Origin of the sequence: Enterobacter asburiae (assembly GCF_007035645.1) — a bacterium.
GTDB lineage: Bacteria > Pseudomonadota > Gammaproteobacteria > Enterobacterales > Enterobacteriaceae > Enterobacter > Enterobacter asburiae_B.
In genome coordinates this window covers 726,697-748,542 of record NZ_AP019632.1, presented here as the reverse complement: position 1 = coordinate 748,542, position 21,846 = coordinate 726,697, and the positions used below count along the sequence as shown (strand labels likewise).

Annotated in this window: 20 protein-coding genes and 1 other RNA gene; 6 read left to right on the top strand and 15 right to left on the bottom strand. The window is 55.8% G+C overall.

Going from position 1 to position 21,846, the window contains the following annotated elements; translation table 11 throughout:
- Positions 1–3: 3 nt before the first annotated feature.
- The 6 genes from gcvH to FOY96_RS03580 all read right to left on the bottom strand — a co-directional run bounded on the left by gcvH (position 4) and on the right by FOY96_RS03580 (position 6,222).
- Positions 4–393: a glycine cleavage system protein GcvH gene (gcvH, locus tag FOY96_RS03605; RefSeq protein WP_008499718.1), complete on the bottom strand. Its 390-nt coding sequence runs from the start codon at positions 391–393 to the stop codon at positions 4–6.
- 23 nt (positions 394–416) lie between these two features.
- On the bottom strand, positions 417–1,511 hold the full coding sequence (gene gcvT / locus FOY96_RS03600; RefSeq protein WP_045888319.1) for a glycine cleavage system aminomethyltransferase GcvT: 1,095 nt from the start codon (positions 1,509–1,511) through the stop codon (positions 417–419).
- A gap of 397 nt (positions 1,512–1,908) precedes the next feature.
- The gene (gene ubiI, locus FOY96_RS03595; protein WP_143346514.1) at positions 1,909–3,111 is read right to left on the bottom strand and encodes an FAD-dependent 2-octaprenylphenol hydroxylase; all 1,203 of its coding nucleotides are present in this window, start codon (positions 3,109–3,111) and stop codon (positions 1,909–1,911) included.
- A 12-nt stretch (positions 3,112–3,123) separates the two neighbouring features.
- The gene (ubiH, locus tag FOY96_RS03590) at positions 3,124–4,302 is read right to left on the bottom strand and encodes a 2-octaprenyl-6-methoxyphenyl hydroxylase (RefSeq protein WP_143346513.1); all 1,179 of its coding nucleotides are present in this window, start codon (positions 4,300–4,302) and stop codon (positions 3,124–3,126) included.
- Positions 4,299–5,612 (bottom strand): Xaa-Pro aminopeptidase, encoded by a 1,314-nt coding sequence (gene pepP, locus FOY96_RS03585; protein ID WP_143347749.1) that lies wholly within the window; start codon positions 5,610–5,612, stop codon positions 4,299–4,301. Before pepP ends, ubiH begins: the two co-directional genes overlap by 4 nt.
- A gap of 31 nt (positions 5,613–5,643) precedes the next feature.
- Positions 5,644–6,222, bottom strand: a complete 579-nt coding sequence (locus FOY96_RS03580; RefSeq protein WP_029739212.1) for a YecA/YgfB family protein — start codon at positions 6,220–6,222, stop codon at positions 5,644–5,646.
- Between the two features lie 167 nt (positions 6,223–6,389).
- Here FOY96_RS03580 and zapA point away from each other — a divergent pair, with 167 nt between their 5' ends.
- From zapA to FOY96_RS03565, 3 genes are all read left to right on the top strand, one after another.
- Positions 6,390–6,719 carry a cell division protein ZapA gene (gene zapA, locus FOY96_RS03575; protein WP_006811891.1) on the top strand — a complete coding sequence of 110 codons (330 nt, stop codon included), beginning with the start codon at positions 6,390–6,392 and terminating at the stop codon, positions 6,717–6,719.
- A gap of 41 nt (positions 6,720–6,760) precedes the next feature.
- A non-coding RNA gene (gene ssrS, locus FOY96_RS03570) (6S RNA) lies at positions 6,761–6,944 on the top strand.
- A gap of 24 nt (positions 6,945–6,968) precedes the next feature.
- Positions 6,969–7,565, top strand: coding sequence for a 5-formyltetrahydrofolate cyclo-ligase (locus FOY96_RS03565; protein ID WP_143346512.1), 597 nt, complete (start codon positions 6,969–6,971; stop codon positions 7,563–7,565).
- Positions 7,566–7,672: 107 nt separating this feature from the next.
- On the opposite strand, the gene serA is transcribed toward FOY96_RS03565, so the two are convergent.
- Positions 7,673–8,905, bottom strand: coding sequence for a phosphoglycerate dehydrogenase (serA, locus tag FOY96_RS03560; protein ID WP_023333318.1), 1,233 nt, complete (start codon positions 8,903–8,905; stop codon positions 7,673–7,675).
- Positions 8,906–9,170: 265 nt separating this feature from the next.
- Complete coding sequence (gene rpiA, locus FOY96_RS03555) at positions 9,171–9,830, bottom strand: ribose-5-phosphate isomerase RpiA (RefSeq protein ID WP_014885151.1); 660 nt, start codon at positions 9,828–9,830, stop codon at positions 9,171–9,173.
- Positions 9,831–9,957: 127 nt separating this feature from the next.
- Between rpiA and argP the strand changes: the two genes are divergently transcribed.
- Entirely contained in the window at positions 9,958–10,851 is an 894-nt protein-coding gene (argP, locus tag FOY96_RS03550; RefSeq protein ID WP_143346511.1) for a DNA-binding transcriptional regulator ArgP, read from the top strand.
- Positions 10,852–10,899: 48 nt separating this feature from the next.
- Here the strand turns inward: argP and FOY96_RS03545 are convergent, their stop codons facing one another.
- The 7 genes from FOY96_RS03545 to tkt all read right to left on the bottom strand — a co-directional run bounded on the left by FOY96_RS03545 (position 10,900) and on the right by tkt (position 19,288).
- Entirely contained in the window at positions 10,900–11,640 is a 741-nt protein-coding gene (locus tag FOY96_RS03545) for an oxidative stress defense protein (RefSeq protein ID WP_023309114.1), read from the bottom strand.
- Positions 11,641–11,731: 91 nt separating this feature from the next.
- Positions 11,732–12,367 (bottom strand): arginine exporter ArgO, encoded by a 636-nt coding sequence (gene argO / locus FOY96_RS03540; RefSeq protein ID WP_021242063.1) that lies wholly within the window; start codon positions 12,365–12,367, stop codon positions 11,732–11,734.
- Positions 12,368–12,510: 143 nt separating this feature from the next.
- Complete coding sequence (gene mscS, locus FOY96_RS03535; protein WP_033146600.1) at positions 12,511–13,365, bottom strand: small-conductance mechanosensitive channel MscS; 855 nt, start codon at positions 13,363–13,365, stop codon at positions 12,511–12,513.
- A gap of 186 nt (positions 13,366–13,551) precedes the next feature.
- On the bottom strand, positions 13,552–14,631 hold the full coding sequence (fbaA, locus tag FOY96_RS03530; protein ID WP_029739216.1) for a class II fructose-bisphosphate aldolase: 1,080 nt from the start codon (positions 14,629–14,631) through the stop codon (positions 13,552–13,554).
- A gap of 92 nt (positions 14,632–14,723) precedes the next feature.
- Entirely contained in the window at positions 14,724–15,887 is a 1,164-nt protein-coding gene (gene pgk / locus FOY96_RS03525) for a phosphoglycerate kinase (protein WP_023333323.1), read from the bottom strand.
- A 49-nt stretch (positions 15,888–15,936) separates the two neighbouring features.
- Positions 15,937–16,956 carry an erythrose-4-phosphate dehydrogenase gene (gene epd, locus FOY96_RS03520; protein WP_032660071.1) on the bottom strand — a complete coding sequence of 340 codons (1,020 nt, stop codon included), beginning with the start codon at positions 16,954–16,956 and terminating at the stop codon, positions 15,937–15,939.
- 340 nt (positions 16,957–17,296) lie between these two features.
- Positions 17,297–19,288, bottom strand: coding sequence for a transketolase (gene tkt, locus FOY96_RS03515; RefSeq protein WP_045355615.1), 1,992 nt, complete (start codon positions 19,286–19,288; stop codon positions 17,297–17,299).
- A 272-nt stretch (positions 19,289–19,560) separates the two neighbouring features.
- Here tkt and loiP point away from each other — a divergent pair, with 272 nt between their 5' ends.
- Positions 19,561–20,319, top strand: a complete 759-nt coding sequence (loiP, locus tag FOY96_RS03505) for a metalloprotease LoiP (protein ID WP_021242066.1) — start codon at positions 19,561–19,563, stop codon at positions 20,317–20,319.
- A 210-nt stretch (positions 20,320–20,529) separates the two neighbouring features.
- Positions 20,530–21,798 (top strand): OprD family outer membrane porin, encoded by a 1,269-nt coding sequence (locus FOY96_RS03500; protein WP_143346510.1) that lies wholly within the window; start codon positions 20,530–20,532, stop codon positions 21,796–21,798.
- Positions 21,799–21,846 lie beyond the last annotated feature (48 nt).

Genomic DNA, 21,846 nt, shown 5'->3' with positions numbered 1-21,846 from the left:
GGCTTACTCGTCTTCTAACAGTGCTTCGTACGCGGTCGCATCCAGCAGCGCGGCAACCTGAGATTCGTCGCTGGCTTTGATCTTGAAGATCCAGCCGCCTTCATAAGGCTCGCTGTTCACCAGCTCTGGCGAATCGCTCAGCGCGTCGTTGACGGCAACGATTTCACCGCTTACAGGAGCGTAGATATCAGAAGCCGCTTTTACGGACTCCGCCACGGCGCAGTCGTCGCCCGCGCTAACGGTCGTGCCCACGTCAGGCAGGTCAACAAACACCATGTCGCCCAGCAGCTCTTGCGCGTGCTCGGTGATCCCTACGGTGTAAGTGCCGTCCGCCTCTTTGCGCAGCCACTCGTGTTCTTTGCTGTATTTCAGTTCTGCTGGCACATTGCTCATTGAAGTTCTCCTGATAAAAATGATTAGGCGACCGGCTTACCGGCGCGAACAAAAATCGGTTTGGTCACGTTGACCGGCATTTCGCGGTTGCGGATTTGCACCACCGCCGTTTCGCCAATGCCCGCCGGCACGCGTGCCAGTGCAATACTGTAGCCCAGCGTCGGGGAGAAGGTACCGCTGGTGATCACGCCTTCGCGAGGATTGCCGTCAGCATCGGTAAAGCGCACCGGCAGTTCACCGCGCAGCACGCCCTTCTCGGTCATCACCAGACCCACCAGCTGTTCAGTGCCCTTCTCGCGCTGCATCTCCAGCGCTTCACGGCCAATAAAGTCACGGTCAACCGGTTCCCATGCGATGGTCCAGCCCATGTTGGCGGCCAGCGGAGAGACGCCTTCATCCATCTCCTGACCGTAGAGGTTCATCCCCGCTTCGAGACGCAGCGTATCGCGCGCGCCCAGCCCCGCCGGCTTCACGCCCGCTTCCACCAGCGCGCGCCAGAAATCAGCGGCCTTCTCGTTCGGCATCGCAATTTCGTAGCCCGCTTCACCGGTGTAGCCGGTGGTGGCGATAAACAGATCGCCCGCCTGCACGCCGAAGAACGGCTTCATGCCTTCGGTTGCTTTGCGCTGCTCGTCGTTAAACAGAGATGCGGCTTTCGCCTGCGCGTTCGGCCCCTGCACGGCGATCAGCGACAGATCGTCACGGACGGTGATGTCGATGGCATAAGGTTCGGCGTGTTGGGTGATCCAGGAGAGGTCTTTTTCGCGGGTGGCGGAGTTGACAACGAGGCGGAAGAAATCTTCAGTGAAGTAATAGACGATAAGGTCATCAATCACGCCGCCCGAGGCGTTCAGCATGCCGGTATAGAGCGCTTTACCCGGCGTCTTCAGTTTGGCGACATCGTTTGCCAGCAGATAACGCAAAAACTCCCGGGTGCGGCTACCGCGCAGATCGACAATCGTCATGTGGGACACGTCGAACATACCGGCATCGGTGCGCACCGCGTGGTGCTCATCAATCTGCGAGCCGTAGTGCAGCGGCATCATCCAGCCATGGAAGTCCACCATGCGGGCGCCGCATAACACGTGTTGTTCGTACAAAGGAGTCTGTTGAGCCATCTTGTCCTCGTTGAAAAATTCACCGTGAAACCCGGTATCGGCCCCGTCACCTGGCGCCGACGCAAACGTTCTCTTTTACCCGAACTTACCACCGAAACCGGCGGTTAACCATAAGGTAAAACGGGTCATCACATTAGCTTATGACCAAAAAACGCTAAAAAGCCTACAGAGTTATTCACTGGAAAAATGCGATTAACCCCGCACAAAATTAACAATGATCTAACAGGATTTAGCACATGGTGATATTTCATGCGGAAAAACGGGCCGAATTTCCGTAACATAAAATCCCGTAGATTAGATTTTCTAATGCGAAAAATGACGTGAAATTAGAATATTTCAAACGAGGGAATTTCCCCGGCGCAGAGGCCGGGAAAATAAAGTGTGACGGGGATCGAGATTAGCGTAACCAGTCGGGAAGATCGTTAAGACCCATCGCCTGGCGAAGAAGTTGAGGTTTGACGCCAGGAAGCGTATCGGCCAGTTTAAGACCAATATCGCGCAGCAGTTTTTTCGCCGGATTTGCGCCGGCAAACAGCTCGCGGAAGCCCTGCATGCCCGCCAGCATCATCGCCGCACTGTGCTTGCGGCTGCGCTCGTAGCGACGCAGGTAAAGATGCTGACCGATATCTTTGCCTTCGCGATGCAGGCGACGCAGTTCCTCAACCAGCTCCGCCGCGTCCATAAAGCCAAGGTTGACGCCCTGCCCGGCCAGCGGATGAATGGTATGCGCCGCATCCCCCACCAGCGCCAGACGATGCGCCGCAAACTGACGCGCGTAGCGGCCGGTTAACGGGAACACCTGCCGCTCGCTTTCAAGGGTGCACAAGCCAAGGCGGTTATCAAACGCCATGCACAGCGCCTGGTTAAAGGCATCCGGCGTCGCCTCCTGCATCAGCTGGGCTTTTTCAGGCACCAGGGACCAGACAATCGAGCATAGGTGCGGATCGGCAAGCGGCAGGAACGCCAGAATGCCGTCGTTGTGGAAAATCTGCCGCGCCACGCCGCCGTGCGGCTCCTCGGTACGGATCGTCGCCACCAGAGCATGATGGCGGTAATCCCAGAAGGTCAGCGGGATATCGGCTTTATTCCGCAGCCAGGAGTTCGCACCGTCAGCACCGACCACCAGACGCGCGGTCAGCATGTCGCCGCTCTGTAAGGTGATAAACGCCTCGTTTTCACCCCACGCCACCTGCTGGATCTGCGCAGGCGCAATCAGCGTCACGTCGCTGCACTGCTGCGCTTTCTGCCACAGCGCGTGGTGGATCGCCGCGTTTTCGACGATATGACCCAGATGGCTGTAGCCCATGCTTTCATCATCAAAAGCAATATGACCAAAGCTGTCTTTATCCCACACTTCCATGCCGTGATAGCAGCTGGCGCGCTGCGCCACAATATCTGCCCAGACGCCAAGGTGCGTCAGCAATTTCTCGCTGGCGGCATTGATCGCCGAGACGCGGAGTTCCGGCGGGGCATCTGGCGCAACGGGCTGAGGCTGCTTTTGCTCCAGCACCGCCACGCGCAGGCCGCTGCCCTGTAAACCACAGGCCAGAGCCAGTCCGACCATACCGCCGCCAACAATGGCGACATCAACATTTTGCACGGTGATAACTCCTTAACGCGCGACCCAACCAAGAGTCCGCTGCGCCAGCACGTCACGTGCCGGAATGAATAATTCCATCGCCATTAGCCCGAGGTTGCGACCCGCAACCAGCGGTGCCCAGCGATTGGCAAAAAGATGGACTAAGCTGTCGGTGACGCCAATCGTCGCCTCTTTATCCACCTGGCGGCGCTTCTGGTAATGGCTGAGCACCGGGTATGCGCCACAGTCTTTTTGTTCGCCCCACGCCTGAGAAAGGGTTTCCGCCAGACTCATAACATCCCGCAGGCCAAGGTTGAACCCCTGCCCCGCGATGGGGTGCAGCGTCTGAGCGGCATTACCGACAAGCGCCAGACGATGGGAGATGGACTGAGAGGCAGTAGTCAGCGAAAGCGGGTAAACCGCCCGCTGTCCAGCATGGGTAATACGCCCCAGCCGCCAGCCAAAGGCTTTCTGCAGCTCGGTACAAAAACGTTCGTCTGACCAGGCTTTAACCTCTTCGGCCTTATCCTGCGGGTGACACCAGACAAGCGAACAGCGCCCGTCCGACATCGGCAGCATCGCCAGCGGGCCATGCTGCGTAAAGCGTTCAAACGCCCTGCCGTGGTGTTCAGCTGCGGTAGAGACGTTCGCAATGACCGCAACCTGCCCGTAAGGCTGCTGACGCCACTCCACGCCGCACTGGGCGCCGAGAGATGAGCGCGAGCCGTCCGCGGCGACCAGAAGCTGGCCTTCAAGCACGGTACCGTTTTCCAGCGTCACGCTGACCGACGCCTCACTGCGGCTCACGCTGGCCACGCGCGCCGGACAATGCAGCGTGACGCCCGGCGCATCCTGGAGCAGACGAAACAGACGCAATCCGACGTCGTGCAGCTCGACAACCTGACCCAGCGCGTCAATGCGGTAATCCTGCGCGTCCAGCGTGACAAAGCCAGCATGGCCGCGATCGCTTACGTGAACGGTTTTAATTGCCGTCGCGCAATCGGCGATGGCCTGCCAGATGCCAATACGGGACAGCTGCTGGCAGGTACCCTGCGCCAGGGCAATAGCGCGCGAATCAAAACCGGGATGATTTTTTGCCTGCGGCGCGACGGCTTCCACCAGGTGCACCGGAAGCTGCCCCTTCGTCAAATGCGAAATGGCCAGCGCCAGCGTGGCCCCGGTCATGCCGCCGCCAACGATAATCACGCTCATGCGCGTGCCGCTGCCATCAGCGCCTCGATATCGTCAGCGTTTTTCACGACGCTCGCGGTCAGGTTTTCGTTACCGGTTTCGGTGATCACGATGTCGTCTTCGATGCGAATGCCAATCCCGCGGTACTCTTCAGGCACGTCGGCATCCGGTGCGATATACAGGCCTGGCTCCACGGTTAACACCATGCCCGGCTCCAGCACGCGCGAACGGTCGGTGCCGTACGCGCCAACGTCATGCACATCCAGCCCCAGCCAGTGGCTCAGGCCGTGCATGAAATATGGTCGATGCGCATTATCAGCGATCAGGGTGTCGACCTCCCCTTTCAGGATCCCGAGCCTGACCAGACCGGTAATCATGATGCGCACCACTTCGCCGGTCACTTCCTGCATGGAGGTTCCGGGACGATACAGCCTGAGCGCCGTCTCAAGCGACTCGAGAACGATGTCGTAAATGGCGCGCTGTGCCGGTGAGAATTTACCGTTCACCGGAAAAGTACGGGTGATGTCTCCCGCGTAGCCCTGATATTCGCAACCGGCGTCAATCAGCACCAGATCGCCGTCGCGCAGCGCGCTTTCGTTTTCGGTGTAGTGCAGAATGCAGCCGTTTTCTCCGCCGCCAACAATGGTGTTGTAGGAGGGATAACGCGCGCCGTGGCGATTAAATTCGTGATGTATTTCGCCTTCCAGCTGGTATTCGAACATCCCGGGGCGGCACTTTTCCATGGCGCGGGTGTGCGCCAACGCGCTGATTTCGCCCGCACGGCGCATCAAATTCAGCTCTTCTTCAGACTTGAACAGGCGCATTTCATGCACCACCGGACGCCAGTCCGTCAGCGTGGCCGGCGCGGACAGGTTCTGCCGCGAGCCTTTGCGCAGCTTATCCAGCGCGGTGAAAACAATCTCATCGGCGTAGGCATATTCACCCTGCGCGTGATAGAGCACGTCGAGGCCGTTAAGCAGCTGATAGAGCTGCTGGTTGATTTCGCTAAACGCCAGCGCGCGGTCAACGCCCAGCTTCGCCGGTGCGGCCTCCTGGCCCAGGCGGCGACCAAACCAGATTTCGGCCGTCAGATCGCGCACGCGGTTGAAAATCACGCTGTGGTTGTGGGTGTCATTGCTCTTAATCAGCACCAGCACCGCTTCCGGCTCGTTAAAGCCGGTGAAGTACCAGAAATCGCTGCTCTGGCGATAGGGGTATTCGCTGTCGGCGCTGCGCGTGACTTCGGGCGCAGCAAAAATCAGCGCGGCGCTGCCCGGCTGCATTGTTGCCAGCAGCGCCTGACGGCGGCGGGAATACTCTTGACTCGAGATAACCATGACACCCTCCTGTGCGTTATTTTTCTTAATGTAAGGTTGGCTTGCGGACTTCCGGCGCGGTCGGCTGTGAGCGCGTGAAGTTGTCGTGGCACAGCAGTGCCGCCACGCGCACGTACTCGATAATCTCTTCAAGAGACATTTCCAGCTCTTCCTGGTCTTCGTCTTCATCGTAGCCGAGCTGGGCAATGTTACGCAGGTCGTCAATCGCTTCACCCGCTTCGCCGGTCACTTTATCCAGTTTAGGCTGCGTCACGCCCAGCCCCAGCAGATAGTGGTTTACCCAGCCGGCCAGCGCATCGGCGCGATCGAACACGCTGACGTCGTCGCCTTCAGGCAGATAAAGCTGAAAAAGGAAGCCATCGTCTTCCAGCGAATCGCTGGTTGCGGCGTGCATTTTACGCAGCGCTTCCGCCAGCTCGTGACCAAACGCCAGCCCTTCATTCGTGAGGTCGTGGATCAGCGGCTGCCATGAGCTGTCGCTGTTTCCGCCGCACAGCATGCCACTGATCAGACCGTGCATTTCGGCAGGGGTTAAACCAACTCCCTGCTGGTTCAGTAACTGGTTTAAATCCTTGTAACCAGGCATTTCGTTCTGTATAGACATGAGCATTCGTCATCAAAGGGGGGAAGTTTCATGATATGCTACCACTTTGGACCCTGGTGATACCAGAAAAGGGCTTGTATCTTCACATCAGGGTAGCTATAGTGTCGCCCCTTCGCAGCCCCGGGGCAGTAAGCGAAGGCAGCGCAGTCAATCAGCAGGAAGGTGGCATGTCTGCACAACCCGTCGATCTCCAGATTTTTGGCCGTTCACTGCGAGTGAATTGTCCGCCTGAACAAAGGGATGCTTTGAATCAGGCAGCGGACGATTTGAATCAGCGGTTGCAAGATCTAAAAGAACGCACTAGAGTCACAAATACTGAGCAGCTGGTTTTCATCGCCGCGTTGAACATCAGCTATGAACTGACTCAGGAAAAAGCGAAGACCCGCGACTACGCGGCAAGCATGGAGCAGCGCATTAAAATGCTCCAGCAGACCATAGAACAGGCATTGCTTGATCAAGGTCGCAATCCCGAAAGACCGGGACCAAAGTTTGAATAACACTTCTCAGTTGACTATGGTAGAGTAACTGTGAAGACAAAATTTCTCTGAGATGTTCGCAAGCGGGCCAGTCCCCTGAGCCGATATTTCATACCACAAGAATGTGGCGCTCCATGGTTGGTGAGCATGCTCGGTCCGTCCGAGAAGCCTTAAAACTATGACGACACATTCACCTTGAACCAAGGGTTCAAGGGTTACAGCCTGCGGCGGCATCTCGGAGATTCCCTCTCTTTTCTTCTACCGACTACCATGACCCAATTCCCTGAAGTTTCTGCTTCACGCCAGGACATCCGTCAGTTAATTCGTCAGCGCCGCCGTGCGTTAACCGCCGATCAGCAAGCGCATTTTGCCCAGCAGGCCGCCGCCCGTATGATGGCGTATCCCCCTGTCGTGATGGCGCACACCGTTGCGCTATTTCTGTCATTTGATGGAGAGCTGGATACCCAGCCGCTGATAGAGCAGCTCTGGCGTGCCGGGAAGAAGGTCTATCTGCCGGTGCTGCACCCGTTCAGCGAAGGTAATTTGCTGTTTCTTCACTACCATCCGCACAGCGAACTGGTGGTAAATCGCCTGAAAATCACCGAACCGAAACTCGACGTGCGCGACGTGCTTCCGCTGTCACAGCTGGATGTATTGATTGCGCCGCTGGTGGCGTTTGATGAACAGGGCCAGCGTTTAGGGATGGGCGGCGGTTTTTACGACCGGACGCTGCAAAACTGGCAGCAGTACGGGTTGCAGCCGGTGGGTTATGCGCATGATTGTCAGGGCGTGGAGGCGTTGCCGGTGGAGAAGTGGGATGTGCCGTTGCCGGCGGTAGTGACGCCATCGAAGTTGTGGGAGTGGTGAAACAGGCGTGCGGCCTGATGCCCTCACCCCAGCCCTTTCCCACAGGGAGAGGGTGAAAACATAAAAAACGGTAACTATCGTTACCGTTTTGCATTTATCTCGCACCATCAGTACAGCAGACGCGCGCGAATCGTCCCTTGAATCGCCTTCATGCTCTGCAGCGCTTTCTCAGCAACATCGTCATCCGCTTCGATATCAATGACCACGTAGCCCATCTGCGAGTTCGTTTGCAGATACTGCGCGGCAATGTTGACGCCCTGCTCGGCAAAGATCTGGTTGATCGCGGTCAGCACGCCCGGACGGTTTTCGTGGATGTGCAGCAGGCGACGACCACCGTGCAGCGGCAGAGACACTTCCGGGAAGTTCACGGCAGAGAGCGTAGAACCGTTGTCGGAATATTTGCTCAGCTTACCCGCCACTTCCAGACCGATATTCTCCTGCGCTTCCTGGGTAGAGCCGCCGATGTGCGGCGTCAGGATCACGTTGTCGAACTCGCACAGCGGAGAGGTAAACGGATCGCTGTTGGTCGCAGGCTCCGTCGGGAAGACGTCGATGGCCGCGCCCGCCAGATGCTTACGCTTCAGCGCATCCGCCAGGGCCGGGATATCGACAACCGTGCCGCGCGCGGCGTTGATCAGCAGTGAGCCCGGCTTCATCAGCGCCAGCTCTTCCGCGCCCATCATGTTTTTGGTGGACGCATTTTCCGGCACGTGCAGGCTCACCACGTCGCTCATGTTCAGCAGGTCAGAAAGGTGTTGAACCTGGGTAGCGTTACCCAGCGGCAGCTTGCTTTCGATATCGTAGAAAAACACGTGCATACCCAGGGATTCCGCCAGAATACCGAGCTGCGTACCGATGTGGCCGTAACCGATAATCCCCAGTTTTTTACCACGCGCTTCGAAAGAACCGGACGCCAGCTTGTTCCACACGCCGCGGTGCGCCTTGGCGTTCGCTTCAGGAATGCCGCGCAGCAGCAGAAGCAGTTCGCCAATCACCAGCTCCGCCACGGAACGGGTGTTGGAGAACGGGGCGTTGAAGACGGGAATACCGCGTTTGGCGGCGGCATTCAGGTCAACCTGGTTGGTACCGATGCAGAAGCAGCCGATAGCCACCAGCTTTTCCGCCGCGGCAATAACCTCTTCAGTCAGGTGAGTACGGGATCGCAGGCCAATGAAGTGGGCATCACGGATGGACGCTTTCAGCTCTTCGGTATCGAGCGCGCCTTTGTGAAATTCGATGTTGGTGTAACCTGCCGCACGAAGGCTATCGATTGCTTTTTGATGCACGCCCTCGACCAGCAGGAATTTAATCTTGTCTTTCTCCAGTGATACCTTTGCCATTTACCCGACCCTGTTTTGTCTGAACTGATGTTGTGCTGGATATGAATCCGCTGTAGCCAACATATCAAAAAAAACTATTGCAGCAATATGAACGTTTGCGTCGGCACTCTGAAGAAAAGTCATACAGAGCAAAATGTCAGAGGAAAATGCTATGGAAATTTACAAACGCGGCAGGATCGGCAAATGAGGCGTAAAAACGTGACACAAGTCACCGAATTTAGCTTTTCAAAAATTTTTTAGCGGGGGGAGGACTCCCCCCGTCAGATCATTTTACGATGGTTTTCACGCCGTCAGCGGTGCCGATCAGCGCCACATCCGCGCCACGGTTGGCGAATAGCCCTACGGTCACTACGCCTGGGATAGCGTTGATGGCGTTTTCCAGCGCAATCGCGTCAAGAATTTCCAGACCGTGAACGTCGAGGATCACGTTACCGTTATCGGTGACTACGCCCTGACGGTATTCCGGACGACCGCCCAGCTTCACCAGCTGACGGGCAACCGCGCTACGCGCCATTGGGATCACTTCGACCGGCAGTGGGAAATTACCCAGAATGTCGACCTGCTTGGAGGCATCCGCGATGCAGATGAACTTGTCCGCAACGGAGGCGATGATCTTCTCGCGCGTCAGCGCCGCGCCGCCGCCTTTGATCATCTGCATGTGGCCGTTGATTTCATCCGCACCATCAACGTAAATCCCCAGACGATCCACTTCGTTGAGATCGAAAACGGTGATGCCGAGGCTTTTCAGCTTTTCCGTGGAAGCATCAGAGCTGGAAACCGCGCCCTCGATTTGCCCCTTCATCGTGCCCAGCGCATCGATAAAGTGTGCCGCGGTTGATCCCGTACCGACACCAACAATGGTACCCGGCTGCACGTACTGGAGAGCGGCCCATCCTACTGCTTTTTTCAGTTCATCCTGCGTCATGATCGTTTTGCCTGTGGTGTGAAAACTCAGGGCGCATTATAGAACACGTCGAATGGAATTCGTCTGCCACGAAGGGAAAATTGTGTCATAGTGCAGAATAAGCAAAATTAAGGAGCCAGCCAGAGCAATGAAACGTCCGGACTACAGAACACTACAGGCACTTGATGCAGTTATTCGTGAACGCGGTTTTGAGCGCGCGGCGCAAAAGCTTTGCATCACCCAGTCCGCCGTATCACAGCGTATCAAACAGCTTGAAAACATGTTCGGCCAGCCGCTGCTGGTGCGTACCGTGCCGCCACGTCCAACCGAGCAAGGGCAAAAGCTTCTCGCCCTGCTGCGCCAGGTTGAACTGCTGGAAGACGAGTGGCTGGGTGACGAACAAACGGGCTCTACGCCGCTGCTGCTCTCTCTGGCGGTTAACGCCGACAGCCTGGCAACCTGGCTGCTGCCGGCCCTTGCGCCGGTATTAGCGGATTCCCCTATCCGTCTGAATTTACAGGTTGAAGATGAAACCCGTACCCAGGAGCGCCTGCGTCGCGGTGAAGTGGTTGGGGCAGTCAGTATTCAGCCTCAGGCGCTGCCAAGCTGTCTTGTCGATCAGCTGGGCGCGCTGGACTACCTGTTTGTGGGTTCAAAAGCCTTTGCCGAGCGCTACTTCCCGAACGGCGTCACCCGCGCCGCGCTGCTGAAAGCCCCTGCCGTGGCGTTCGACCATCTGGACGATATGCATCAGGCGTTCCTGCAGCAAAACTTCGATCTGCCGCCGGGCAGCGTGCCGTGCCATATCGTCAACTCGTCTGAAGCCTTTGTGCAGCTTGCGCGTCAGGGCACCACCTGCTGCATGATCCCGCATCTGCAGATTGAGAAAGAGTTGAAAAGCGGTGAGCTGATTGACCTCACGCCGGGGCTATATCAGCGCCGGATGCTCTTCTGGCACCGGTTTGCGCCAGAAAGCCGCATGATGCGCAACGTCACCGACGCGCTGCTGGCCTACGGGCACAAGGTGTTGAGACAGGATTAATCGATTGAATTCCCTCTCCCTGCGGGAGAGGGTTAGGGTGAGGGCAAATTACTGCGCCTTAGCCGCCTCAGTTTGCTGAGTTTGAGTTGGCTCCAGCTGGAACACCACATCCACCTGATCGTCAAACTGGATGGTTGGCTGCTCGTAAGTTTCCTGAGCGGATACAGGCGCCGCATCGGCCTTCATCATCCGTACCATCGGGCTTGGCTGGTAGTTAGAGACGTGGTAACGCACGCTGTAAACCGGGCCGAGCTTGCTCTTAAAGCCAGAAGCCAGCTGTTCCGCCTGGTGAATAGCGTCATCAATCGCCGCTTTACGCGCTTCGTCTTTGTATTTCTCCGGTTGCGCAACGCCCAGCGACACGGAACGAATTTCGTTCAGACCCGCCTTCAGCGCGCCATCCAGCAGCGAGTTAAGCTTATCCAGCTGACGCACGGTCACTTCGACGGTACGCACGGCACGGTAGCCTTTCAGGATGCTTTTACCATTCTGGTAGTCGTAATCGGGTTGAGTACGCAGGTTCGCGGAGTTGATATCTTTTTTACCGACACCGTTCTGCTCGAGGAAAGAGAGGTATTGCGCAACACGATCGTCAGCCTGCTTCTTGGCAGATGCCGCATCTTTCGCAGACACATTGACTTCAATTGCCAGCGTTGCGACATCGGGTACCGCGTCCACGCTTGCGGTGCCTGAAGTGACGATGTGCGGGCCATCCGGCAGTTCACTTGCCTGCACCGACACCGCACCAAAACTTACTAATGCCGCCAGGGCCATCACCTTAAACTTCACTGTTATTCCTCCATGTTGCGAAGAGTGCCCATTAACAGGGCGCATGCCAGCAAGCTTAGCGGGTCTTGTTCAGTTGTCCATAAGACAAGGATTAGTTGAACAATTCCTGTACGTGATGAATCCCCTCTTTTGCCAGCTGAAAAGCAATAAACCACATCACCAGCCCCACCAGCGTATTAATGATGCGCTGGGCTTTGGCCGTACGCAGACGAGGAGCCAGCCATGCAGCCAGAATGGCGAGGCCAAAGAACCAGAGGAAAGAGGCGCTAACCGTACCCAGCGCAAACCAGCGTTTCGGCTCAACGTCCAGCTGCCCGCCCAGGCTGCCCAGCACCACGAAGGTGTCCAGATAAACATGCGGATTAAGCCAGGTGACCGCCAGCATGGTGACGATAATCTTCCAGCGGCCCTGCTTCATGACTTCCGCGCTCGCCAGTTCGAGGTTGCTGCTCATCGCCGTTTTCAGGGCACCAAAACCGTACCAGAGCAGAAACGCCACGCCGCCCCAGGTGACCAGCGCCAGCAGCCAGGGAGACTGCATGAGCAATGCGCTGCCGCCAAAAATCCCGGCACAGATCAGCAGTAAATCGCTTACCGCGCACAGCAGGGCAATCATCAGATGATACTGGCGGCGAATGCCCTGGTTCATCACAAACGCATTTTGCGGGCCAAGGGGAAGGATCATGGCCGCACCTAAGGCAAGCCCTTGAAAGTAATAAGATAACATGACTAAATTCTCACAGTGTTGTTCTGGAAGGAGACTATACTGCGCGAATTACATTAGAGGAAATTGATAATATTAATTGGGGATTAGCAGCACTTATAAAAATAAAGCCCGGTGGCGCTAGCGCCTACCGGGCCTGCGAGAAGTTATTCGGCTTCTTTGACTTTTTTGACGTTTACGTCCATCTGAGGGTACGGGAAGCTGATGCCGTTGGCATCAAAGTCGCGCTTAATGCGTTCCAGCACGTCCCAGTACACGTTTTGCAGATCGCTGCTTTTGCTCCAGATACGCACCACGAAGTTAATGGAGGAAGCGCCCAGCTCGTTCAGGCGAACCGTCTGCTCTTTGTCTTTCAGAATGCGATCGTCTGAAGCAATGATGTTGCTAATCAGCGACTTCACCTGATCGATGTCGGAGTCGTACGCCACGCTGATAATCAGTTCGTTACGACGCACCGGTTCACGGGAGAAGTTAATGATGTTGCCCGCGATGATTTTCCCGTTCGGCACGACCACGATGCGGCCATCGACGGTACGCATGGTCGTTGAGAAAATCTGCACCTGTAGCACGGTTCCGGCAATGCCGCCAAGGTCAACGTATTCGCCGGAGCGGAACGGACGGAAGGTGACCAGCAGAACGCCAGCCGCCAGGTTTGACAGCGAGCCCTGCAGCGCCAGACCAATGGCCAGACCGGCGGCACCGAGAACGGCAATGACGGAAGCGGTCTGCACGCCCACACGGCCCAGCGCCGCAATCAGCGTAAAGGCGATAATGCCGTAGCGCACCAAAGCGGAGAGGAAGTCAGCCACCGTGGCGTCAATGTTACGGGCCAGCATTACGCGGTTAACCGTGTTCGATACAATGCGCGCCACGATCATCCCGACGATGATAATGGCAATTGCCGCGACGATGTTCACGGCATAGCTCAGCAGCAGCGCCTGGTTGCGCACCAGCCAGTTACCGGCGTTATTGATGCTGTCTACAACATCGAGTTGTTCCATTTATTCTTCCTTTTGTTAAACCAAAACACAAAATCCATCCCCCATGGAGACAGGCAGGTCCGTAAAGGGTAAACAAAAAGCGCAAGTATTGCCAAACAGATCACAAAAACCGGCCTGGCAGGGTATTGAAAAAGCATAAAAAAAGGCCCGCATTTGCGGGCCTTCTGATGCTGTTAGCAGCTCAAATTACAGAACGTCTACCGCGTTCAGTTCTTTGAATGCCTGCTCCAGACGAGTAATCATTGAAGTCTGGGCAGCGCGCAGCCATACGCGTGGATCGTAGTATTTCTTGTTCGGCTGGTCTTCGCCTTTCGGGTTGCCCAGCTGACCCTGCAGGTAAGCTTCGTTGGTTTTGTAGTACTGCAGGATACCGTCCCATGTTGCCCACTGGGTGTCGGTATCGATGTTCATTTTCACTACGCCGTAGCTTACGGAGTCTTTGATTTCCTGAGCAGAAGAACCGGAACCGCCGTGGAAGACGAAGTTCAGGCTGTTGTGCGGCAGGTTGTGTTTCTTGGAAACATATTCCTGAGAATCACGCAGGATGGTCGGGGTCAGAACCACGTTACCTGGTTTGTAAACGCCGTGTACGTTACCGAAGGACGCTGCGATGGTGAAGCGTGGGCTGATTTTGCTCAGCTCGGTGTAAGCGTAATCAACGTCTTCTGGCTGGGTGTACAGTGCAGAAGCGTCCATGTGGCTGTTGTCCACGCCGTCTTCTTCACCACCGGTGCAACCCAGTTCGATTTCCAGAGTCATGCCCATTTTGGCCATGCGCGCCAGATATTTGGAGCAGATTTCGATGTTTTCGTGCAGTGACTCTTCAGACAGGTCGATCATGTGAGAAGAGAACAGTGGCTTACCGGTAGCCGCGAAGTGTTTTTCACCCGCGTCCAGCAGACCGTCGATCCACGGCAGCAGTTTCTTCGCGCAGTGGTCAGTGTGCAGGATAACTGGAACACCGTAGTGCTCAGCCATCTGGTGTACGTGGTGCGCACCAGAGATAGCGCCCAGGATTGCAGCACCCTGAGGAATGTCAGTTTTCACGCCTTTACCTGCGATGAACGCAGCGCCGCCGTTAGAGAACTGAACGATAACTGGCGCTTTAACTTTAGCAGCAGTTTCCAGTACGGCGTTGATGGAGTCGGTACCCACGCAGTTAACTGCTGGCAGAGCGAAGTTGTTTTCTTTAGCTACCTGGAACACTTTCTGTACGTCATCACCAGTGATAACGCCAGGTTTTACGAAATCAAAAATTTTAGACATGTTGCTTAGTCCTGTATCTTCGGCCGTTAGAAAAGGTGCGAGCTCTTAAAAGCGCGCTGAAAATTGGGCAGGTTTCCCTGCCCTTGAATGGCTTACTTCTTAGCGCGCTCTTCGAGCATTGCTACTGCTGGCAGTACTTTGCCTTCCACGAATTCGAGGAATGCGCCGCCACCAGTGGAGATGTAGGAGATCTTGTCAGCGATACCGAACAGGTCGATTGCCGCCAGGGTGTCACCACCGCCTGCGATAGAGAACGCTTCGCTGTCTGCGATAGCGTTAGCAACGATTTCAGTACCTTTGCGGAAGTTCGGGAATTCGAACACGCCAACAGGACCGTTCCACAGGATAGTTTTTGCGTTTTTGAGGATTTCAGCCAGTTTCTGTGCAGAAACGTCGCCCAGGTCCAGAATCTGCTCTTCGTCTTTGATGTCGTTTACAGATTTCAGGGTCGCGGTTGCGGTTTCGGAGAACTCGGTCGCAACGCGAACGTCAGTTGGAACCGGGATATCGCAGGTGCTCAGCAGGCGTTTGGCTTCGTCAACCAGGTCTGCTTCGTACAGGGATTTGCCCACGTTGTGGCCCTGAGCGGCAACGAAGGTGTTCGCGATACCACCGCCAACGATCAGCTGGTCAGCGATTTTAGACAGGGAATCCAGAACGGTCAGTTTGGTAGAAACTTTAGAACCACCAACGATAGCCACCATTGGACGAGCAGGTTCTTTCAGTGCTTTACCCAGCGCTTCCAGTTCGTCAGCCAGCAGAGGACCGGCGCACGCTACGTCTGCGAATTTACCGATACCGTGGGTTGACGCCTGAGCACGGTGAGCCGTACCGAATGCATCCATCACGAACACGTCGCACAGTGCAGCGTATTTTTTGGACAGAGTTTCGTCGTCTTTCTTTTCGCCTTTGTTAAAGCGAACGTTTTCCAGAACAACCAGTTCACCGGCTGCAACTTCAACGCCGTCCAGGTAATCTTTCACCAGGCGAACCGGATTGGACAGTTTGTCTTTCAGGTAATTAACCACTGGCAGCAGAGAGAACTCTTCGTTGTACTCGCCTTCAGTTGGACGACCCAGGTGGGAGGTGACCATCACTTTCGCGCCCTGCTTCAGAGCCAGTTCGATGGTTGGCAGAGATGCACGGATACGCGCGTCGCTGGTCACTTTGCCATCTTTAACCGGTACGTTCAGATCGGCACGGATGAAAACGCGTTTACCAGCCAGATCCAGATCGGTCATCTTAATTACAGACATGGTGAATCCTCTCGTTGATTCTTAAAGTTTTGCAGACGCACAATGCGTCTTACCTGAAACCTTGAGCGGCCATTGCTAACGTGGTGTCGAGCATTCGGTTAGCAAAGCCCCATTCGTTATCACACCAGACCAGCGTCTTGATAAGGTGTGCGCCACTGACTCTCGTTTGCGTGCCATCGACGATGGCGCTGTGCGGGTCGTGGTTAAAATCTACTGAGACCAACGGTAATTCCGTATAGTCAACTATACCATGAAATGCCCCCTGTGCCGCTTTTTGCAGCAACAGGTTGACTTCACAGGCTTTTACCGGTTTTTTCACCGTCACGCTAAGGTCGATTGCGGTGACGTTAATCGTCGGAACACGCACGGCAATCGCTTCAAATCGGTCATTAAACTGCGGAAAAATTCGGGTGATCCCTGCAGCCAGTTTCGTGTCCACCGGAATGATTGACTGGCTCGCTGCGCGAGTGCGTCGTAAATCCGGATGGTAGGCGTCGATAACCTGCTGATCGTGCATGGCGGAGTGAATCGTGGTCACGGTGCCGGATTCAATGCCATACGCATCGTCTAACAGTTTGATGACCGGAATAATGCAGTTAGTGGTACAGGAGGCGTTGGAAACAATGCGGTGTTCGGCCTGCAGCTCATGCTGGTTGACGCCAAACACGACGGTCGCGTCGAGGTCGTTACTGCCGGGATGAGAAAACAGGACTTTTTTCGCGCCTGCTGCCAGATGCGCTTCGCCATGTTCGCGGTTGCCGTACACGCCGGTACAGTCAAGCACCACATCCACACCCAGTTCACGCCAGGGTAGCCCGGAGATGCTGTTCTCATGCAGCACACGAATAGCGTCGTCACCCACAAAAAGTCGATCTCTTTCCTGGCGTACGTCCCAGGCAAAGCGTCCGTGGCTGGTGTCATATTTCAACAAATGCGCCATGCCCGTAGCATCCGCCAGTTCATTGATTGCCACCACGGTTATTTCCGCCCGACGTCCTGATTCATATAAAGCACGAACCACGTTACGTCCGATGCGACCGAAGCCATTAATCGCTACGCGTACGGTCATAGATCTCCTGCAAAGCAATCCCTGAGTTTGAGGTGGCTGAAAGAGTAATCCAGCTACGCCCGAAGGGGAATCCTTGCTGTCACAAACTGCGATTGATTGGTCAATTGTCGAACATTTAATCGACTGAAACGCTTCAGCAAGAATAAGCGAATCGGGGAATAAAAGGAATGTCTGTCCAGATGAATAAGCGAGCTATATGACTTGCGTCACATTTTAGGTGGAATAATGGCGGCAAGGTAAAAGCAAAACGGTAACCGAGAGGTTACCGTTTTTTAGTGTATGCACCCTCTCCCGTGGGAGAGGGCTCGGGTGAGGGCATCAGCCCGCACCGTACAAACGATTACAGCAGTTCTTTCGCTTTCGCGACAACGTTCTCAACGGTGAAGCCGAACTCTTCGAACAGCTGTTCTGCAGGAGCAGATTCACCGAAGGTGGTCATACCGACGATAGCGCCGTTCAGGCCCACGTATTTGAACCAGTAGTCTGCGATGCCCGCTTCCACTGCCACGCGAGCAGAAACCGCTTTAGGCAGCACGGATTCACGGTAAGCGGCATCCTGCTTGTCGAACGCGTCGGTAGACGGCATGGAAACCACGCGCGCTTTCACGCCTTCGGCAGTCAGTTTTTCCCACGCTGCAACCGCCAGTTCAACTTCAGAACCGGTGGCGATGAAGATCAGCTCTGGCTGGCCCGCGCAATCTTTCAGCACGTAACCACCGCGAGCGATGTTCGCCAGCTGCTCAGGCGTACGCTCCTGCTGTGCCAGGTTCTGACGGGAGAGGATCAGCGCGGTTGGACCGTCCTGACGCTCAACGCCGTATTTCCACGCCACCGCGGATTCCACCTGGTCACATGGACGCCATGTGCTCATGTTCGGCGTCACGCGCAGGGAAGCCACCTGCTCTACCGGCTGGTGAGTTGGACCATCTTCGCCCAGACCGATGGAGTCGTGGGTGTAGACCATCACCTGACGCTGTTTCATCAGCGCGGCCATACGCACGGCGTTACGTGCATATTCAACGAACATCAGGAAGGTAGAGGTGTACGGCAGGAAACCGCCGTGCAGGGAAATACCGTTGGCAATCGCGGTCATACCGAATTCACGTACACCGTAATGGATGTAGTTACCGGCAGTATCTTCGTTGATTGGCTTAGAACCAGACCACAGGGTCAGGTTAGATGGCGCCAGGTCAGCGGAGCCGCCCAGGAATTCTGGAAGCCATGGGCCGAACGCTTCAATCGCATTCTGAGACGCTTTACGGCTCGCGATTTTAGACGGGTTCGCCTGCAGCTTAGCGATGAATTCGTTCGCTTTCGCGTCGAAGTCTGACGGCATATCACCTTTCATACGACGGGTGAATTCAGCCGCTTCCTGCGGGAACGCTTTCGCATAGGCAGCGAATTTCTCGTTCCAGGCCGCTTCTTTCGCCTGGCCTACTTCTTTTGCATCCCACTGAGCGTAGATCTCAGACGGGATTTCGAATGCAGGGTGTTTCCAGCCCAGCGCTTCGCGGGTCAGTGCGATTTCCGCGTCGCCCAGCGGTGCGCCGTGGGAGTCGTGAGTACCCGCTTTGTTCGGGGAGCCGAAGCCGATGATGGTTTTGCACATCAGCAGGGACGGTTTGTCCGTCACAGCGCGCGCTTCTTCCACTGCACGTTTAATCGAGTCAGCATCGTGACCATCAACGCCACGCACTACGTGCCAGCCGTAGGCTTCGAAACGTGCTGCGGTGTCGTCGGTGAACCAGCCTTCAACGTGACCGTCGATGGAGATACCGTTGTCGTCATAGAACGCAACCAGTTTGCCCAGCTTCAGGGTACCTGCCAGGGAGCACACTTCGTGAGAAATGCCTTCCATCATGCAGCCGTCGCCCATGAACGCGTAGGTGAAGTGGTCTACGATGTCGTGACCAGGACGGTTGAACTGCGCCGCCAGCGTCTTCTCGGCAATCGCCATACCCACAGCGTTAGCAATACCCTGCCCCAGCGGGCCAGTGGTGGTTTCTACGCCAGCGGTGTAACCCACTTCCGGGTGACCTGGAGTTTTAGAGTGCAGCTGACGGAAGTTTTTCAGCTCTTCAATTGGCAGATCGTAGCCGGTGAGGTGCAGCAGGCTATAGATCAGCATAGAGCCGTGGCCGTTGGACAGCACGAAGCGGTCGCGGTCAGCCCATGACGGGTTCTGCGGGTTGTGGTTCAGGAAATCACGCCACAGGACTTCGGCGATATCAGCCATACCCATAGGAGCCCCTGGGTGGCCGGATTTGGCTTTCTGTACTGCGTCCATGCTCAGCGCACGAATAGCATTAGCAAGCTCTTTACGTGAGGACATTTTAACTCCAGATCGGACTGTTAAAGGCCATGCCCTTGACGACAGCGCGTTTTGGGCTACGCCGGAAAAAAGTGCCAACAATGTAACCCAAGCCGCAAGTCATGTACATGGAGCATTCTTTTGCTTGTTAAGAAATCTCTGGATCATGCTCGCATGTTGCGCAATCTGCTCGCCCGGCCCTGTAGATATTCCTTATACTTAGCCCGACACCGGCTTCGCTGACGGTGCCCTTTTCGGATTTTATTCAGTTTAACGAGTACGGAAGCAACCTCATGAAAATGCGTGCAATAGTGCTGGCCCTGGGTACAACGCTCCTGCTGAGCGGCTGTCAGAATATGGATTCTAACGGTCTGATGACGTCAGGCGCAGAGGCCTTTCAGGCCTATTCCCTGAGCGATGCGCAGGTGAAAGCGCTGAGCGACCAGGCCTGTAAAGATATGGACGGAAAAGCCACGCTTGCGCCGGCTAACAGTACCTACACGCAGCGTCTGAATAAGATTGCTTCCGCGCTGGGCGACAACATCAACGGCCAGCCGGTGAACTACAAGGTGTACATGGCGAAAGACGTGAACGCCTTCGCGATGGCGAACGGCTGTATCCGTGTCTACAGCGGGCTGATGGACATGATGACCGACAACGAAGTGGAAGCGGTCATCGGCCATGAAATGGGCCACGTTGCCCTGGGCCACGTGAAGAAAGGGATGCAGGTTGCCCTGGGCACCAATGCCATCCGCGCAGCAGCGGCCTCTGCGGGCGGTATCGTTGGTAGCCTGTCGCAGTCACAGCTTGGGGACGTGGGTGAAAAGCTGGTTAACTCTCAGTTCTCACAGCGTCAGGAGTCCGAGGCGGATGACTACTCCTACGATCTGTTGCGCAAACGCGGCATTAATCCATCAGGCTTAGCCACCAGCTTCGAAAAACTGGCCAAGCTGGAAGCCGGACGCCAAAGCTCCATGTTTGACGATCACCCGGCCTCAGAAGAACGCGCACAGCATATTCGCGATCGTATGGCCGCAGACGGAATTAAATAATTTTGGAAGGAGGCAGATTTGCCTCCTTTTTATTTCGCATGAATTGTTAACTTAACAGCACGTATCGACAACCCCCCTGAAAGCCCCGCCAAATCTGCCTTATCACCTTGAAATGTCTGGTCACATAATTATTGCAAAGGTCACTTTTTCCGGTAATTATCACCCCCGCAGTTATTCAAATTACTATATCCAGACAGAGACGTTCCCTCCGTGAAAAAAGAATTATCATTAGTTGCTTTAAGCTTATTTTCCGCATTACCCGCCGCTGCAAGCCAGCAATCCGACAGCCAGGGTTTTATTGACGACAGCCATCTGGATCTGTTTTTACGCAATGCGTATATCAGCCGCGACTACCATCAGGGCCAGCAGGATAAAGCCGAATGGGGTCAGGGGATCATCGCCACGTTTGCATCCGGCTATACCGAAGGGCTGGTGGGCTTTGGCGTGGACGGAATCGCGCAGTATGGCGTGCGCCTGGACGGCGGCCGCGGCAAGAGCGGCGCGGGCGGCATCGACTTCTTTAAGCAGGAAGACGACGACCGGGCAAAATCCGATCTGGCAAAGTTTGGCGCAACCGCCAAAATGCGCATCTCGAATACCGTACTGAGCTACGGAAATCAGCGCCCTGAGCTGCCCATCGTGAATGCCGACAGCTCCCGCCTGCTGTTTGAAAGCTACACCGGCACCATGCTGACCTCGAAAGAGATCGACGGTCTGGAAATCAACGCCGGTTACTTCACCGACGAGCAGCGTAAAAGCGATGACCGCCACGACAGCGGACTGAAGAGCCTCTCCTTCGGCGGTGCGAGCTATCAGTTTAACGACCAGTTCAGCGGCGCGCTGTACGCCTCTCATAATGAAGAGGTGATGAACAAGCAGTACCTGGGCATGAACTTCAAACAGCCGTTCAGCACCGGGCAGCAGCTGGTGCTCGACTTCAACGGCTATAACTCCCGTCTGGATCAGGGTTACGCGGACAGCCTCGACACGGGCCGCAGCAACACCATCTGGAGCCTGGCGGCGAGCTACATCTGGGATATTCACACGTTCAAAGTGGCGTACCAGCAGAGCAGCGGCAGCACCGGCTACAACTACGGCGGCTATCGCGACAAGGGCGGCGTGGGTGACGGCGGAAACACCATCTGGCTGGCGAACTCCTACTGGTCTGATTTTAACGGCGAAGATGAACGTTCCTGGCAGGCATCCTACGCTCTGGACTTTGCCGGCCTTGGCTTACCGGGCCTGAGCTGGACTACCGCCTACGTGCGCGGCGATAACATCAAAACCTCTGAAACCAGCAACGGTAAAGAGCACGAGTGGTTTAACCAGATCCAGTACCAGGTGCAGGATGGTCCGGCGAAGGATCTGAAGCTGAAACTGCGCTACTCCGTCCTACGCGTCTCGAGCAACGCCAGCGAGTACAACGTGGGCGGGGACGAGATCCGCGCTTACGTGGAATACCCGTTTAACGTGTTCTAAAGGCAATAAAAAACCTCTCAATAGAGAGGTTTTTTTTCACGCAAGGTG